13 protein-coding genes are annotated in these 14044 nt (G+C 70.7%); 8 read left to right on the top strand and 5 right to left on the bottom strand.

Annotated elements, in window-relative coordinates; genetic code table 11:
- Positions 1–60: 60 nt before the first annotated feature.
- A complete protein-coding gene (locus ACWEPL_RS03830; protein ID WP_350726089.1) occupies positions 61–186 on the top strand; it encodes a hypothetical protein in 126 nt (41 codons plus the stop codon).
- A 103-nt stretch (positions 187–289) separates the two neighbouring features.
- Positions 290–1549, top strand: coding sequence for a serine hydrolase domain-containing protein (locus ACWEPL_RS03825; protein ID WP_452435083.1), 1260 nt, complete (start codon positions 290–292; stop codon positions 1547–1549).
- Between the two features lie 48 nt (positions 1550–1597).
- On the opposite strand, the gene ACWEPL_RS03820 is transcribed toward ACWEPL_RS03825, so the two are convergent.
- From ACWEPL_RS03820 to ACWEPL_RS03800, 5 genes are all read right to left on the bottom strand, one after another.
- Positions 1598–3145, bottom strand: coding sequence for an apiosidase-like domain-containing protein (locus ACWEPL_RS03820; RefSeq protein ID WP_452435082.1), 1548 nt, complete (start codon positions 3143–3145; stop codon positions 1598–1600).
- On the bottom strand, positions 3145–4137 hold the full coding sequence (locus ACWEPL_RS03815) for a sugar phosphate isomerase/epimerase family protein (protein ID WP_350726095.1): 993 nt from the start codon (positions 4135–4137) through the stop codon (positions 3145–3147). Before ACWEPL_RS03815 ends, ACWEPL_RS03820 begins: the two co-directional genes overlap by 1 nt.
- Before the next feature lie 13 nt (positions 4138–4150).
- The gene (locus ACWEPL_RS03810; RefSeq protein WP_350726097.1) at positions 4151–4990 is read right to left on the bottom strand and encodes a carbohydrate ABC transporter permease; all 840 of its coding nucleotides are present in this window, start codon (positions 4988–4990) and stop codon (positions 4151–4153) included.
- Positions 4987–5928: a carbohydrate ABC transporter permease gene (locus ACWEPL_RS03805; RefSeq protein WP_357733646.1), complete on the bottom strand. Its 942-nt coding sequence runs from the start codon at positions 5926–5928 to the stop codon at positions 4987–4989. Before ACWEPL_RS03805 ends, ACWEPL_RS03810 begins: the two co-directional genes overlap by 4 nt.
- 72 nt (positions 5929–6000) lie before the next feature.
- Positions 6001–7155, bottom strand: coding sequence for an ABC transporter substrate-binding protein (locus tag ACWEPL_RS03800; protein WP_452435080.1), 1155 nt, complete (start codon positions 7153–7155; stop codon positions 6001–6003).
- Positions 7156–7483: 328 nt separating this feature from the next.
- Here ACWEPL_RS03800 and ACWEPL_RS03795 point away from each other — a divergent pair, with 328 nt between their 5' ends.
- Genes ACWEPL_RS03795 through ACWEPL_RS03770 form a run of 6 tightly spaced genes read left to right on the top strand, consistent with a single transcriptional unit; the run spans position 7484 to position 14035 of the window.
- Positions 7484–8371: a transketolase gene (locus tag ACWEPL_RS03795; RefSeq protein WP_452435078.1), complete on the top strand. Its 888-nt coding sequence runs from the start codon at positions 7484–7486 to the stop codon at positions 8369–8371.
- Complete coding sequence (locus tag ACWEPL_RS03790) at positions 8368–9321, top strand: transketolase family protein (RefSeq protein WP_350726103.1); 954 nt, start codon at positions 8368–8370, stop codon at positions 9319–9321. Before ACWEPL_RS03795 ends, ACWEPL_RS03790 begins: the two co-directional genes overlap by 4 nt.
- Positions 9314–10780 (top strand): FGGY-family carbohydrate kinase, encoded by a 1467-nt coding sequence (locus tag ACWEPL_RS03785; protein ID WP_452435077.1) that lies wholly within the window; start codon positions 9314–9316, stop codon positions 10778–10780. The genes ACWEPL_RS03790 and ACWEPL_RS03785 overlap by 8 nt, the downstream gene beginning before the upstream one ends.
- Positions 10777–11421 carry a DUF2291 family protein gene (locus ACWEPL_RS03780; RefSeq protein WP_449892997.1) on the top strand — a complete coding sequence of 215 codons (645 nt, stop codon included), beginning with the start codon at positions 10777–10779 and terminating at the stop codon, positions 11419–11421. The genes ACWEPL_RS03785 and ACWEPL_RS03780 overlap by 4 nt, the downstream gene beginning before the upstream one ends.
- Complete coding sequence (locus tag ACWEPL_RS03775; RefSeq protein ID WP_452435076.1) at positions 11418–12956, top strand: sugar ABC transporter ATP-binding protein; 1539 nt, start codon at positions 11418–11420, stop codon at positions 12954–12956. Before ACWEPL_RS03780 ends, ACWEPL_RS03775 begins: the two co-directional genes overlap by 4 nt.
- Positions 12953–14035, top strand: coding sequence for an ABC transporter permease (locus ACWEPL_RS03770; RefSeq protein ID WP_355197748.1), 1083 nt, complete (start codon positions 12953–12955; stop codon positions 14033–14035). Before ACWEPL_RS03775 ends, ACWEPL_RS03770 begins: the two co-directional genes overlap by 4 nt.
- Positions 14036–14044 lie beyond the last annotated feature (9 nt).

Raw genomic sequence — 14044 nt, 5'->3', positions numbered from 1 at the left:
TATATACATCTTTCTACCCCAATATGACTTGAAGCGTAGTTTCAACGAAGAGGTAGAGAGTTGTCCGAATTCCTGGCCTCCCTGCTCGCCAAGGCCGCGATGATGCTCCTTGAGGCACTGCTCGCTCGGTTCGTCCAGAGCCTCGCCGCGTCGATCTTCAGCCCGGCGGGCCTCCGGATCGCCTGACCGCCCCGCGCGCCCGTCCGGCGTTTCCTCGTTGCGCACACTGTTCCTTGTGAGTACAGTGTTCGCAAGAGGGAACGCCGTACGCAGCGCGGGGAGATGAACGATGTCCACGAGCACCAGTTGGGACATGAAGGGCACCTGGGACACCAAGGGCCGGTGGGACGTGCACGAGCGGCCCGGCCTGTCACAGGCGGGGCTGGACCGGATGCGGCAGGTGCTGGCCGGACATGTCGGGTCCGGGAGCGTACCCGGGCTGGTCGCGCTGGTCGGCAGGGGCGACGAGACGCACGTCGAGGCCCTGGGGACCCTGCACGTGGGCGGCACCGAGCCGATGCGGCGTGACACGCTCTTCCGGATGGCGTCGCTGAGCAAGCCGATCACGGCCGCCGCGGTGATGATCCTGGTCGAGGAGTGCCGGCTGCGGCTGGACGACCCGGTCGACGAGTGGCTGCCCGAGCTGGCCGACCGCCAGGTGCTCAGGAGCATCGACGCGCCGCTGGACGACACGGTCCCCGCGGCCCGGCCGATCACCGTGCGCGACCTGCTGACGTTCACCTTCGGGTTCGGGGTGGTGCTGGCCGCGCCGGACACGTACCCGATCCAGACCGCGATCCGCGAGCTCGGCCTGGACACCACCTCGCCGGACTTCGGGCCGGACGAGTGGATCCGCCGGCTCGGCACGCTGCCGCTGATGCGCCAGCCGGGCGAGCTGTGGCAGTACCACGTCGGCTCCGACGTGCTCGGCGTGCTCGTGGCCAGGGTGAGCGGGCAGCCGCTGGAGGAGTTCCTGCGCGAGCGGCTGTTCGGGCCGCTCGGCATGAAGGACACCGGCTTCCACGTGCCCGCCGACCGGATCCACCGCCTGCCCACCAGCTACGCGCACAACCCCGAGAACGGCGAACCGGTCGTCTGGGACGAGGCCGCAGGCGGTAAATACAGCCGCCCGCCGCTCTTCCAGGCCGGCGGCGACGGGCTGGTCTCGACCGTCGACGACTACCACGCCTTCTTCCGCATGCTCCTGGACAAGGGCGCCTTCGGCGGCGCGCGCGTCCTGTCGCGGGCCTCGGTCGAGCTGATGACGACGGACCACCTGACGCCGGGGCAGAAGGTCGAGAAGGACGCGTTCGGCGACCACTTCGGCCGGCACGGCGGGTACGGGTTCGGCCTGGCGGTCCGCACCCACCGCCGCGACCTGGCCTCGCCGGGCCAGTTCGGCTGGGACGGCGGCCTCGGCACCACCGGGTACGCCGACCCGGCCGAGGACCTGGTCGGCATCCTGCTGACCCAGAGCGCGATGGACTCCGTCCACACGCCCCGCCTCCACAAGGACTTCTGGACCACCGCCTACCAGGCGATCGCCTGAGGCCCCGCCGCCACGCCCCCTCCAAGGCGTGGCGGCGGGTCATTCGTCTTATTCGTCGTAGAAGATGACCACGCGGGCCACCTGCCGCTCGTCCTCGACGGCCTCGCCGGGCCGGCGCCGGCCGCTGGCGACGACGTCGCCGGTGCGCGGGTCGACGACGCGGTAGGCGGTCGGCAGCCCGTCCTCGCGCGTCGGGCGCAGCGCGCCGCCGTGCTCCTGGTAGACGACGTGCAGGCGGCCGGGCACGCGCAGGGAGCGCGGGCTGATGAACGTCTCCCAGTCCGGCTCCATGTCGGTCGTGGGCAGGCCGTCCAGGATCTTGCCGAGCAGCCCGACGTACGTGGAGCCCTCGAAGTCGAGGGACTCGCGCCAGCCGCCCGACGGAGCCAGGAAGTACGGCGCGTGTCCGGGCTCGTCGGCGTGCAGCTTCCACTGCCAGATGTTCGCGGCGCCGTAGACCACGCCCATGGCCCCGCCCGCGCACAGGTTGCTCCACGCCTCGTGGCCCTGCCACCAGCCGGCGGCGTTGGTGACGCTGCGGGTCTGCTCGTAGGTGGGCTCGCCGTTGGCGACGGCCTTGACGGGCGTGTCGCGCCGCATGACCGCGACCCGCTCGGGGACGTGCTCGCCGCCGTGGCCGGTCTGGCACCACTGGAAGTCCAGCCAGTCGGCGTCCTGGCAGGCCCGGTTGTCGGCGTGCGGGCGGTAGTGGATGCCGGTGGGCTGGGCGTAGCAGTCCCAGGCGTGGACCTCGGCGCCGCCGGCCGCGATCTGCGGCTCGCGGCCGGAGCCGTCGGCGCCGACCAGGTAGATCGCGGGGCGGGCGCCGTAGCGGGCCACCAGGTAGCGGCAGTAGCGGGCGTACTCCTCGGGAGGCACGACCGTGCCGGCCACGTCGAGCCCCTTCCAGCCGAACCCCTGGAAGACCGGCTGGAGCACGGGCACGATCTCGTGCTCTGCCAGGATGTCCAGGAGCCGGTCCAGATACTGGAAGTAGGCGGGGTTGAGCGCGTTGACGTGCCCGCCGGGCAGGTCCTCGAAGGCGACGTCGAAGCCCTCGTCGGCGGAGCGGTCACGCGGGCCGACGGCGCGCATGTCGGGCTGGACCGACATCAGCAGCACCGCGTTGAAGCCCTTGGCCTGCCGGTCGGCCGCGTACGTGCGCACCTGCTCCTCGGTGGCCCGCCAGGGCAGGCCCCAGGCGGTGTCGGCGACCATGATCGCCGGGGTGCCGTCGGCGTGCACGAGGCTGCGCCCGCCCGGCGACATGGTCCAGAAGCCGTGCCGCCGGAAGCGGTGCGCGGGCGGTTCGGCGGCGTCCACCTCGATGATCCCGGACGCCCCGCGAAGCCCGCGGTCGTCGAGGGACGCGTCGGTGGTCCAGTGCCAGCGGCCGTGCGCCAGCGGCGAGCTGAACCGGATCCGCCACGTGCGGCCGCCGTCGTAGAACGCCGGCCTGCGCAGGGACAGCCCGGTGTCGTGGGTGAAGTCGGCCCACACCTCGACGGCGGTGTAGGCGTCGGGGAGGTCGGCCGAGGCGGTGAGCGTGATCTCCACCTCGCGCCAGGCTCCCCCGACGCGCGTCACGTCGCCCATCAGCCGTCCACCTGGGCGCTGAGCAGCGCCTTGCGCGCGATGCGCTGCGCGGCCAGGGCGTCCTGGCGGGCCTGGGCCTCGGCGAGGGCGTCCACGTCGAGGACCTGCAGGGCCCGCCAGATCGTCCGCATGACCTCGATGCCGGCGCGGGCGGCCTCCACCGAGTCCTCGCGGAAGGGGAACTGGTCGAGCTGCCAGACGCCCTGCCAGCCGGCCTGGCGCAGGGTGTGGAAGAACTCGAAGGTCTCGACGAGGTGGATGGAGCCGACGACCATGTCGTCGTCCCAGCCGCGGAAGTTGTCGTTGACGTCGATGGCGTAGAGCCGGTCGTGTTCGAGGATGAGCTGGGCCGCGTCGGCCGGGGACTCGAGGCCGTACAGGGAGTGGCCGAAGTCGAGCAGGATGCCGACGTTGGGCACGTCCATCTTCTCGATGGCCAGCAGGGTGCGGGCGGCCGAGGAGAAGGTCATGCGGTTACGCGGCTCGCGCGGCTTGTACTCGATGGCGAAGCGCAGGTCGGGGTGGCGCTGGGCCAGCTCGCGGACGGCGTCGATGGACATCTGCCACAGCGCCTTGTAGTCGGCCTGGAAGGGGTAGTCCCAGCCGTCCTGGCCGGGCCAGAGCTTGACGTAGTCGCAGCCGAGGCGGCGGGCCAGGTCGGCGGACTCGCTGACCAGCTCGATGGCCGCGCGCCGGATCTCGGGGTCGGGGTTGGTGAAGCCGCCGCGGGCGAACTTCCTGGTGTAGATCTCCGGCGTCAGCGCGATGGCCCGCAGCCCGTTGGCCTTCAGCCGGTCTTCCAGCTGGTCCACGTCGAGGTCGGCGGGGTTGAAGGGATAGTTGATGTCGACCACGGACAGGCTGCCGACCTGGCCCGCGCGGTCGATCGCCTCCAGCGTGGAGACGGGCGGGCCGTACCCGTCCGTGGCGTAGCGGTCGCGGAACTGCCCGAAGTGCCAGAGCCCGGCGCCGAACAGTGGTTCTGCTGCCATACGGAATGGTCTCCTATCCCTTGATCGCGCCGGCGAGGGCGCCTTGTGTGAAGAAGCGCTGGAACATCAGATAGACGATGAGGACCGGGAGGATGGACATGATGATGAAGGCGTTGAGCTGCCCGTAGTTCGAGGCGAACTGCGACTGGAAGGCCTGCAGCGCCAGCGGCACCGTACGCGCGTCCTGGTCCTGCAGCAGCACCAGGGCCATCCCGTACTCGTTCCAGGTGGCGACGAAGTCCAGGATGAACAGCGCGGCCAGCGCGGGCTTGGCCAGCGGCAGGATGACCCGTACGAACAGGCGCCAGTTTCCCGAGCCGTCGATGCGGGCGGCCTCGTCGAGCTCGCGGGGCAGGGAGCGGAAGAACCCGTACAGGAAGAACACCTGGGACGGGATGCCGAAGGCCAGGTAGGGCAGGATGATCCCGTTCGTGGAGTTCAGCAGCCCCATGCTGGACAGCGTGGTGAACATCGGGGCGATGGCGACCTGCACCGGCACCATCGCGCCCAGGGTGATCACGATGAGCAGGATCCGCTGCCGCTTGAAGCGCAGCCGCGCGATGGCGAACGCCGCCGCGGCCGAGATCATCAGGCCGAGCGGCACCTTGATGAGCGCGATGTAGGCGCTGTTCTTGGCCACGGTCCACAGCTCGCCCCGCTCCGCGGCGGCGGCGTAGTTGTCCCACCGCCACACCTCCGGCAGCGCCCAGATGGACGAGCGGCCGATGTCGGCCGTGGACTTCAGCGAGGTCAGCACCATGAAGGCGAACGGCGCGAGCCAGATGAGCGCGCAGACGACCAGCGCGATCCACAGCCCGATGAGCGGGTAGTTGGCACGGCGGACCGCGTTCATCGCTCGTCCTCCTTCAAGGTCCACATCAGGTACGGCAGGACGAGCGCCAGGGTGATCACGAGGAGCACGACGGCCAGCGCGTTGCCCCCTCCGAAGTTGTGGTTGATGAACGACTGGCTGTAGGACCACAGGGCCAGCACCTGGCTCGACTGGGCCGGGCCGCCGTTGGTCATGCCGACGATGAGGTCGAACACCTTGAGCGAGCTGATCACGGTGAGCACCAGGACGACGGTGAAGGTCGGCCGCAGCGCCGGGAGGGTGACGTTCCGGAAGGTCTGCCAGGCGGAGGCGCCGTCGAGCTTGGCCGCCTCGACCAGGTCGGCCGGCACCGTCTGCAGCCCGGCCAGGAACAGCACCATCGAGAAGCCCGTCGTCTGCCAGACGAAGGCGACGAAGACGGAGTAGAGGGCGATCTGCGGGTCGCCGAGCCAGTCCTGGATCCACGACGACAGGCCGAGGGACGTCAACGTGCTGTTGACCAGGCCGGAGTTCGGGTTGTAGATCCACGTCCACATGGTCGCCACGGCGATCGAGGCCAGCACGGCCGGGATGTAGAACGCCGAGCGCAGCAGGTTGCGGCCGAGGAGCCGGTGGTTGAGCGCCAGGGCGAGCAGCAGGGCGAGCACCGTGGGCACGACGAGCGAGAGCACGACCCAGATGACGCTGTTGCGCAGGGCGGTGTGGAAGACCGTGTCGTTGGTGAAGATGTCCTGGTAGTTCGCCAGTCCCGCCCAGATCTGCGGCACGGTGGGGAAGCCGTTCCACCGCACGAAGCTGAGGTAGATCGCCGAGACGATGGGGAACAGCAGGAAGATCCCGTAGAGCGCCAGCGCGGGCGCCAGGAACGGCAGCGCGCCCAGGACGGGCAGGCCGCGGCGTGGCGTGCGGGGGCGGTGCGAGGGGTGGGTGGGTCGTGACGTGGTCGGGGCGGTGGACACGGTGGCCAAGGCCGCTCCTCCTCGGGTGATCGGACCGGCCGGGGAGCGGTCCCCCCGGCCGGTCACGGCTGGTCAGTCCTTATGGGTGTCGATGAACTTCTGCAGCAGCGCGCCCGCCTCCTTGGGGGCGATCGAGCCGCTGGTGACCCCGTTCTGGATGCGCCAGTACTCGGTCGTCACGTCGGTGGGGAAGTTCTGGTCGTTGTTGAGGAAGAACCCCTTGGCCTTGCCGGTCAGCTCGGCGATCTGCGTGTTGATCGGCGCGAGCGGGTTGGCGCCCTTGGTGTCCTTGTTCACCGGGACCGAGGAGAAGACGCCCAGGTACTTGCCCTCCACGGCGGCGGAGGTGAAGAAGTCCAGGAACTTGGCGGCCTCGTCCGGGTGCTTGCTCGACTTGCTGATGTACATGCCCTCGGAGAAGCCGTAGAGCCGGTCGGTGCCCGTGGGCATCGGGAAGACGCCCACGTTGTTCTGGTCGTCGCCGGCGTCGATGTTCTGCTGGGTGAACCAGTCACCCTCGAGCTGCATGGCCGACTTGCCCGAGTGGAACATCGCGCCCGCCTCGGCCACCGGCAGGCCGGCGAAGCCCTTGTTGAAGTAGTTGCCCGACCACTGCTTGAGCTGCTCGAAGGACTTGTCCACGCATGGCTGCCCGGCCCAGCTCGTCGAGCGGGTGTTGAGCTTGTCGCCCAGCTCGGCGCCGCAGTTGGTCTCGATGAACGTGTCCAGCAGGCGCATGACGTGCCAGTTGTCCTTGCCGCCCATGGTGATCGGCGTGAGCCCGGCGTCCTTGAGCTTCTGCGCCGCCGTGGCCCACTCCTGGTACGTGGTGGGCGGCGCGCTGATGCCCGCCTTGGCGAACTGGTCCTTGTGGTAGTAGACGACCTCGGTGCGCTGCGTCCAGGGCACGCCGTGGTAACCGCCGTACTGCTTGTACGCCGCCAGGGTCGACGGGTTGAACCGGTCGGCCCACTTGTACTGCTGGTAGTACTTGCCCAGATCGAGGCTCACGCCCGACTTGACGAGCTCGCCGCCGAGGCCGGGCCCGGCCCAGTTGTAGTAGATGTCCGGGCCGGAACTACTGCCGGCCGTGGTGCGCAGCGCGTCCTTGTGCGCATCTACCGCGCGGTACTGAAGATCTACCTTGATGTTCGGGTTCTGCTTCTCGAAGTCGCCGATAATCGACTTGAACGCGGCGTTTGCCGTGTCCGCGTTCTGCGTGACCATCCACCAGCTCAGCTTGACCTGCCCCCCGCTGGTCGCGCTGGTGTTGTCTTGGACTCGGCCGCTGCAGGCGGTCAGGAGCAGCGCAGACGCTGCCAGAGCTGCCGCTTTGCTTGGGATGTTCATTGCCTCTCCAGAGGGCTGGAGGCGATTGAATAGCTATTCAATACCGCCTGTCTATTCGAGCGGAATGTAACGTCGGCGACATACAGCCGTCAAGAAGCAGGCGAGTCGCAAGCTTCCGCACCTCATTGACATGAACGCGATGGCGGCCTTAGCTTCAAAATATGCCTAGTCATATTGGAATAGATATTCAAGGCGTGGCGCGGTGATGTCGTTGCTCGCTGCCGATCCGACGCGTTCGGCCGTCTATCGCCAGGCGGCCGAGCGGATTCGCCGGGCCGACCGGCACGCCGCGGCCGCGGAGCTGGAGCTTCTGGCCACGGAGGTGCGCCGGAGCATCATCCGCATGATCGACCGTGCCCAGCTGGGGCACGTCGGGGGTGACCTGTCGGTCACCGACATCCTGGTCACCTGCTTCTACGGCGTGTTGTCCGTCGATCCGGAACGTCCGCGGTGGAGCGGGCGCGACCGTTTCGTGCTGAGCAAGGGACACTGCGCCGCCGCCCTGTACTCGACCCTCGCCCACTGCGGCTTCTTCCCCGAGGCCGAGCTGGACACCTTCATGGCCCCGCTGTCGGCGCTCAACGGTCACCCCAACCGCATCAAGGTCCCCGGCATCGAGACCAACACCGGCGCGCTCGGGCACGGTCTGCCCGTGGCCACCGGGTGCGCGCTGGCCGCCAAGCTCGACGGCGCGGACTGGCGCACGTTCGTCGTGCTCGGCGACGGGGAGCTGCAGGAAGGCAGCAACTGGGAGGCGGCCATGGCGGCCGCCCACCACGGCCTGTCGTCGCTGACCGCCGTCATCGACCGCAACCGGCTGCAGCAGGGCGCCAGGACGGAGGACACCAACGCCCTGGGGGCGCTGGACGACAAATGGCGCAGCTTCGGCTGGGAGGTACGCGAGGTCGACGGCCACGACCACCTCGCCCTCCTGCAGGCGATGAGCGGCTCGTCGACCGGCAGGCCGGTCGCCGTCATCGCCCACACGATCAAGGGGAAGGGAGTGTCGTTCATGGAGGACCGCGTGGAGTGGCACCACAAGGTGCCGAGCCCCGACCAGGTCGAAGCGGCCCTCGCGGAGCTGGCACGATGACCGTGACCGACCAGCAGACCGCCTTCGACTGCCGCCAGGACTTCGCCGCGGAGCTCCTGGCCCTGGCCGCCGAGGACGAGCGGATCGTGGCCGTCTGCAACGACTCCGTGGGCTCCAGCAACCTCGTCGGCTTCCGGGAGCGTTTCCCCGACCGGCTGATCAACGTCGGCATCGCCGAGCAGGACCTCGTCGGAGTCGGCGCGGGGCTGGCCAACGCCGGCAAGATCCCGTTCGTGTGCGCGGCGGCGCCGTTCCTCACCGGCCGCGCCCTGGAGCAGATCAAGGCCGACGTCGCCTACAGCGAGGCGCACGTCGTGCTCTGCGGGCAGAGCCCGGGCATGGCCTACGGCGAGCTCGGCCCCACCCACCACTCGATCGAGGACCTGTCCTGGATGCGCGCGGTCGCCGGGCTCGACGTGATCGTCCCGGCCGACTCCGTCCAGACCCGCGCCGCCGTCCGCTGGGCGGCGGCCTCCGGCAGGCCCAGCTACGTGCGCATCCCGCGGTTCAAGGTGCCCGTGGTCACGCCCGAGGGCGCGCCCTTCGAGCCGCGCAGGGCGGTGCTGCTCGCCGACGGCGACGACGCCACGGTGATCGCCATCGGCTCGCTGACCTCCCGCGCGCTGCAGGCGGCCGCCCGGCTCCGCGAGGAGGGCGTCTACCTGCGGGTCCTCAACATGCCCTTCCTCGACCCGCTGGACGAGGAGGCCATCGTGGCCGCCGCGCGGGAGACCCGCGGCATCGTCACGGCCGAGGAGGCCACCATCAGCGGCGGGCTCGGCGCGGCCGTCGCCGCCACCGTCGTCACCCGCCACCCCGTCCCCATGCGCATCCTCGGCGTGCCCCGCGTGTTCGCCCCCACCGGCGACACCGCCTTCCTGCTCGACCACTTCGGCCTGTCCGCCGACGGCATCGTCAGCGCCGTCAAAGACCTGCTGCGCCATGGCTAGCCCGCTCATCCTGGCCATCGACCAGGGCACCAGCTCCACCAAGGCGCTGCTCGTGGACGAGGGCGGCCGCGTCGTCTCCCGCGCCGTCGTACCGGTGGCCGAGAGCCAGCCCCGCCCCGGCTGGGTCGAGCAGTCCGCCGACGAGCTGTGGCAGAGCGTGCGGCGGGCGGTCGCCGAGTGCGTCGGCCCCGAGCAGGCCGCCCGGGTCGCCGGCGTGGGGTTCAGCAACCAGCGCGAGTCGCTGGTGCTGTGGGAGCGCCGCACCTGCGAGCCGGTCGGGCCGCTGATCAGCTGGCAGGACCAGCGCACCGCCGCCCAGTGCCACGAACTGGCCGCCACCGGGGCCGCCGGCCTGGTGCGGTCGGTGAGCGGGATGCCGCTGGACCCGATGTTCTCCGCGCTCAAGGCCCGCTGGCTGCTCGACGCGTACGATCCGGACCGGCGCCGGGCCCGGGCGGGCGAGCTGTGCCTGGGCACCGTCGACTCCTGGCTGCTCAGCCGCCTGGGCGGCGAGCACGTCATCGAGGTCGGCAACGCCTCGCGCACCCAGCTGCTCGACGTCGGGACCGGGGAGTGGGACCCGCGGCTGCTGGAGCTGTTCGGGGTGCCGGCCGAGGTGCTGCCGAGGGTGGTCGCCTCCTGCGGCGCCTTCCCCGCCGTCCGCGACCTCGCGCCGCTGCCCGACGGGGTGCCGGTGCTGGCGGTCATGGGCGACTCGCACGCCGCGATGTTCGCCCACGCCGGCTGGCGGCCCGGGGTGGTGAAGGCCACCTACGGCACCGGCTCCTCGGTGATGGCCGTCGGCGGCCCTCCGGACGCGCCCGGCCTGTGCCGCAGCATCGCCTGGGACCTCGGGGACGGTCCTGTTCATGCCGTCGAGGGCAACATCCGCGCGACCGGTCGCACCGTCAGCTGGCTGGCGGAGCTGTTCGACGTGCCAGCCGACGTGCTGCTGGCCGAGGCCGCAGACCCGGGCGACGTCCACTTCGTGCCCGCCTTCGGCGGCCTCGGCGCCCCTTGGTGGGACCCGGACGCGAGCCCCGTCATCATCGGGCTGACGCTCGCCACCCGCCGGGCCCAGCTCGTCGCCGCCGCCCTGGAGGCGGTCGCCTTCCAGGTCGAGGACGTGGTGGCCGCCGTCGATCAGGCCGTCGGCCAGGTGAGCGTGCTCATGGCCGACGGCGGGCTCACCCGCAGCGCCCGCTTGATGCAGTTCCAGGCCGACGTCAGCGGCCGGGCCGTCGCCCGCTCCGGCGAGCACGACCTGTCATGCCTCGGCGTGGCCGACGCCGCCGGGCTCGCGGCCAAGCTGTGGACGCTCGGCGAGCTGGAACGGCGCCCGCGACCCGCGGACCGGTTCGAGCCCGCCCTGGACGAGACGGAACGCGCGGCCAGGAAAGCCGCCTGGCACGAGGCCGTGCGCAGATCCCGCCCCTCCGGTGAAGGGAGCAGCACATGACAGCAACGGCGCCGACCCCCCGTCGGCGCGTCCCGATCCGCTGGATCACCACGGCGGCCGTCGCCGTGCTGGTCGTCCTCATGGCCGTCAGCACCGAGTACAGGACCGTCGAGACCGCGGCCGCGGCGGCTCCGAAGAAGTTCGACCCGGCCGCGTTCGGGGCCCAGAACTACGAGGCCAAGATCGTCCCCGCCGTCAAGAGCGCCGCCGTCGACCTGCCCGTCCTGCTCGACGCCCTGGCCGCCGACAAGGACGCCGCGAGCCAGAAGTACGGCAAGCGCCAGGGCACCGGCCCCTACACCTTCGCCGTCAAGGTGACGGGCGAGGCCGGCGCGGTCAAATCCGGGCTGCTGCCCGTCACCGTCAAGGGCCTGCCGGACGGCACCCGGGTCTCCGTGCAGACCGGACCCGCCATCAACGGCACCGCGCTGCGCGACGCGGTGGGATTCATCACGTTCGGCCAGTTCACCAACCAGGTGGAGTACGCCGACGCCGCCACCGCCCTCAACAACCAGCTGCGCGACAAACTGCTCAAAGGGCTGGACGCGGCCGGGCTGGAGGGCAAGCAGATCTCCGTCACCGGGGCGTTCACCCTGCTGACACCCCAGACCGTGACGATCACGCCGGTGGCGATCTCATGAGCGCGCCCGTCTCTGGCCCGGTCCTGCGGGCCGGCGAGGTCACCAAGGTGTACGGCGGCACGCACGCGCTCAAGGGCGTCGACTTCGACGTGGCGCCCGGCCGCGTGACCGCGCTGTTCGGCGAGAACGGCGCCGGCAAGTCGACCCTGATGAAGATCCTGGCCGGGATCGAACGGCCCACCACCGGCCATGTCGAGCTCGACGGGCGGCCCGTGCGGCTGCACTCCTCCCGCGACGCGGCCGACCAGGGCATCTCCATCATCCACCAGGAGCTCAGCCTCTGCCCCAACCTCAGCATCCAGGACAACCTGTTCCTGGCCCGCGAGGTCCGCACCGCGTACGGCTCCATCGACCGCAAGGCACAGCGCGAGGCCACGGCCGCGGTCCTGCGCCGGCTGGAGGAGGACGTCGACCCGGACCGGCTCGTCGGCGACCTGCGGCTCGGCCAGCAGCAGCTGGTGGAGATCGCCCGCGCGCTGCTGCAGCAGGCCCGCGTCCTCATCATGGACGAGCCGACCTCGGCCCTGACCGCGCCCGAGGTCGACGTGCTCTTCCGGGTGATCAGGGAGCTGACCGCCGCGGGCGTCGCCGTCGTCTACATCTCCCACCACCTGGACGAGGCGCTGGAGATCGCCGACGACGTCGTGGTGCTGCGCGACGGGCGGCTGGTCGCCACGGCCCGGGCCGATGAGGTCGACATCCGCTGGATCGTCGAGCAGATGGTCGGCCGCGACCAGGACACGCTGTTCCCCAGCCGGGAGCCGGTGCTCGGCGAGGAGGCGCTGGCCGTCCGCCGGCTCACCGTGGCCGACCCGGCCGTCCCCGACCGGCTGGCCGTGAACGGGCTGTCGCTCAGCGTGCGCGCGGGCGAGATCGTCGGCGTCTACGGGCTGATGGGCTCCGGGCGCACCGAGCTGCTGGAGACGCTGGCCGGCCGCCTGCGGCCGTCCTCCGGCGAGGTCCTGCTGGACGGCGCGCCCCTGCACGAGGCCGGGATCCGCGACCGCATCGAGCGGGGCGTGGTGCTGGTGCCCGAGGACCGCCAGCGCGACGGCCTCGTCCAGACCATGTCGGTCGGGCAGAACCTGTCCCTGTCCGCGCTCGGCACGTTCGTCCGCGGCCTGTTCGTCTCCCAGGAGCGCGAGCGCGCCGCCGTCACCCGCACCATCGCCGACGTCACCGTCAAGACCAGCGGCGCCCAGGCGGCCATCGGGTCGCTGAGCGGCGGCAACCAGCAGAAAGTGATCATCGGCAAGGCACTCCTGACCGGGCCGCGCGTCCTGCTGCTGGACGAGCCGTCCCGCGGCGTGGACGTGGGCGCCAAGGCCGACATCTTCGAGCTGATGGCGGCCCAGGCCAGGCGGGGCCTGGCCGTGCTGTTCACCACATCCGACGCCGAAGAGGCCCTGCACATCCCCGACCGGCTGCTCGTGCTCGCCCGCGGCGCCCTCGTCGGCGAGTTTCGGCGCGGCGAGCTGACCCGGGAGGAACTGATGCGCGTGTCCGACGGCGGAACCCAGGACGGTTCGTCATGACGGCGACGGCGACCACCGCGGCCCCGGAGCAGGCCGCCACCCGGGCTCGCCGCCTCTCGCTGCTGAACGTGGCCTTCGAGCTGCGCGCCTTCATCGCGCTCGCCGTGCTCATCGTCATCTTCGGCCTGCTGTCGGACTCCTTCCTCACCGTCCCCAACCTGATCACGATGACCAAGCACGTCGCCATCAACGGCGTGATCGCGCTCGGCATGCTGCTGGTCATCCTCAAGGGCGGCATCGACCTGTCCGTCGGCTCCATCGTGGGCCTGTCCGGGGTGGTCGCCGGTGAGCTCCTACAGGGTCTGCACGTCGGCGGCGTGATCGCCTACCCGCCGGTGTGGGTGGTGATCGTGCTGTGCGTCGCGGTCGGCATGGCGGTCGGCCTGATCAACGGGATCCTCGTCACCCGCTTCAACGTGGCGCCGTTCATCGCCACGCTCGGCATGCTGTACGTGGCCCGCGGCGCGGCGATGCTCATCTCCAACGGCGCCACCTACCCCAACCTGGGCGGCAACCCGGCGCTCGGCAACACCGGCTTCGAGCTGCTCGGCAGCGGGCGGCCGCTCGGCCTGCCCACCTCCATCTGGATCATGATCCTGCTGGCCGTGGCGGCCGTGCTGCTGCTGGCCAAGTCCCCGTTCGGCCGCTGGCTGTACGCCACCGGCGGCAACGAGCGGGCCGCGGACCTGTCCGGCGTGCCGATCCGGCGGGTCAAGACGATCGTGTACGTGATCTCCGGCGCCTGCGCGGCGGTCGCCGGGCTCATCATCGCCTCGGAGCTCACTTCGGCCGCCCCGCAGGCCGGGGAGACGTACGAGCTCAACGCCATCGCGGCGGTGGTCATCGGGGGCGCCGCACTCAGCGGCGGCCGGGGAACCGTGCGCGGCACCCTGGTCGGCGCGTTCGTCATCGGCTTTCTCGCCGACGGCCTGGTGATCCTGGGCGTGTCGACGTTCTGGCAGATCCTCATCAAGGGCGCGGTCATCATCCTCGCCGTGATGCTCGACCAGGGCCAGCAGCGATTCAAGCGACGGGGAGCCGCCGCGGCGGCGGTCGCCGCAAGCAAGAAGCACGACTGAACGACAAGG

Source organism: Nonomuraea sp. NPDC004186 (assembly GCF_053603495.1).
Note: the sequence above shows the minus strand (reverse complement) of the source record. Positions and strands in the feature narration are given on the sequence as shown.

Coding starts and splice junctions, on each gene's coding strand:
- ACWEPL_RS03825 (WP_452435083.1), top strand. CDS start 290: ATGTCCACGAGCACCAGTTGGGACATGAAGGGCACCTGGGACACCAAG.
- ACWEPL_RS03795 (WP_452435078.1), top strand. CDS start 7,484: ATGTCGTTGCTCGCTGCCGATCCGACGCGTTCGGCCGTCTATCGCCAG.
- ACWEPL_RS03775 (WP_452435076.1), top strand. CDS start 11,418: ATGAGCGCGCCCGTCTCTGGCCCGGTCCTGCGGGCCGGCGAGGTCACC.
- ACWEPL_RS03815 (WP_350726095.1), bottom strand. CDS start 4,137: ATGGCAGCAGAACCACTGTTCGGCGCCGGGCTCTGGCACTTCGGGCAG.
- ACWEPL_RS03790 (WP_350726103.1), top strand. CDS start 8,368: ATGACCGTGACCGACCAGCAGACCGCCTTCGACTGCCGCCAGGACTTC.
- ACWEPL_RS03780 (WP_449892997.1), top strand. CDS start 10,777: ATGACAGCAACGGCGCCGACCCCCCGTCGGCGCGTCCCGATCCGCTGG.
- ACWEPL_RS03820 (WP_452435082.1), bottom strand. CDS start 3,145: ATGGGCGACGTGACGCGCGTCGGGGGAGCCTGGCGCGAGGTGGAGATC.
- ACWEPL_RS03810 (WP_350726097.1), bottom strand. CDS start 4,990: ATGAACGCGGTCCGCCGTGCCAACTACCCGCTCATCGGGCTGTGGATC.
- ACWEPL_RS03770 (WP_355197748.1), top strand. CDS start 12,953: ATGACGGCGACGGCGACCACCGCGGCCCCGGAGCAGGCCGCCACCCGG.
- ACWEPL_RS03800 (WP_452435080.1), bottom strand. CDS start 7,155: ATGGTCACGCAGAACGCGGACACGGCAAACGCCGCGTTCAAGTCGATT.
- ACWEPL_RS03785 (WP_452435077.1), top strand. CDS start 9,314: ATGGCTAGCCCGCTCATCCTGGCCATCGACCAGGGCACCAGCTCCACC.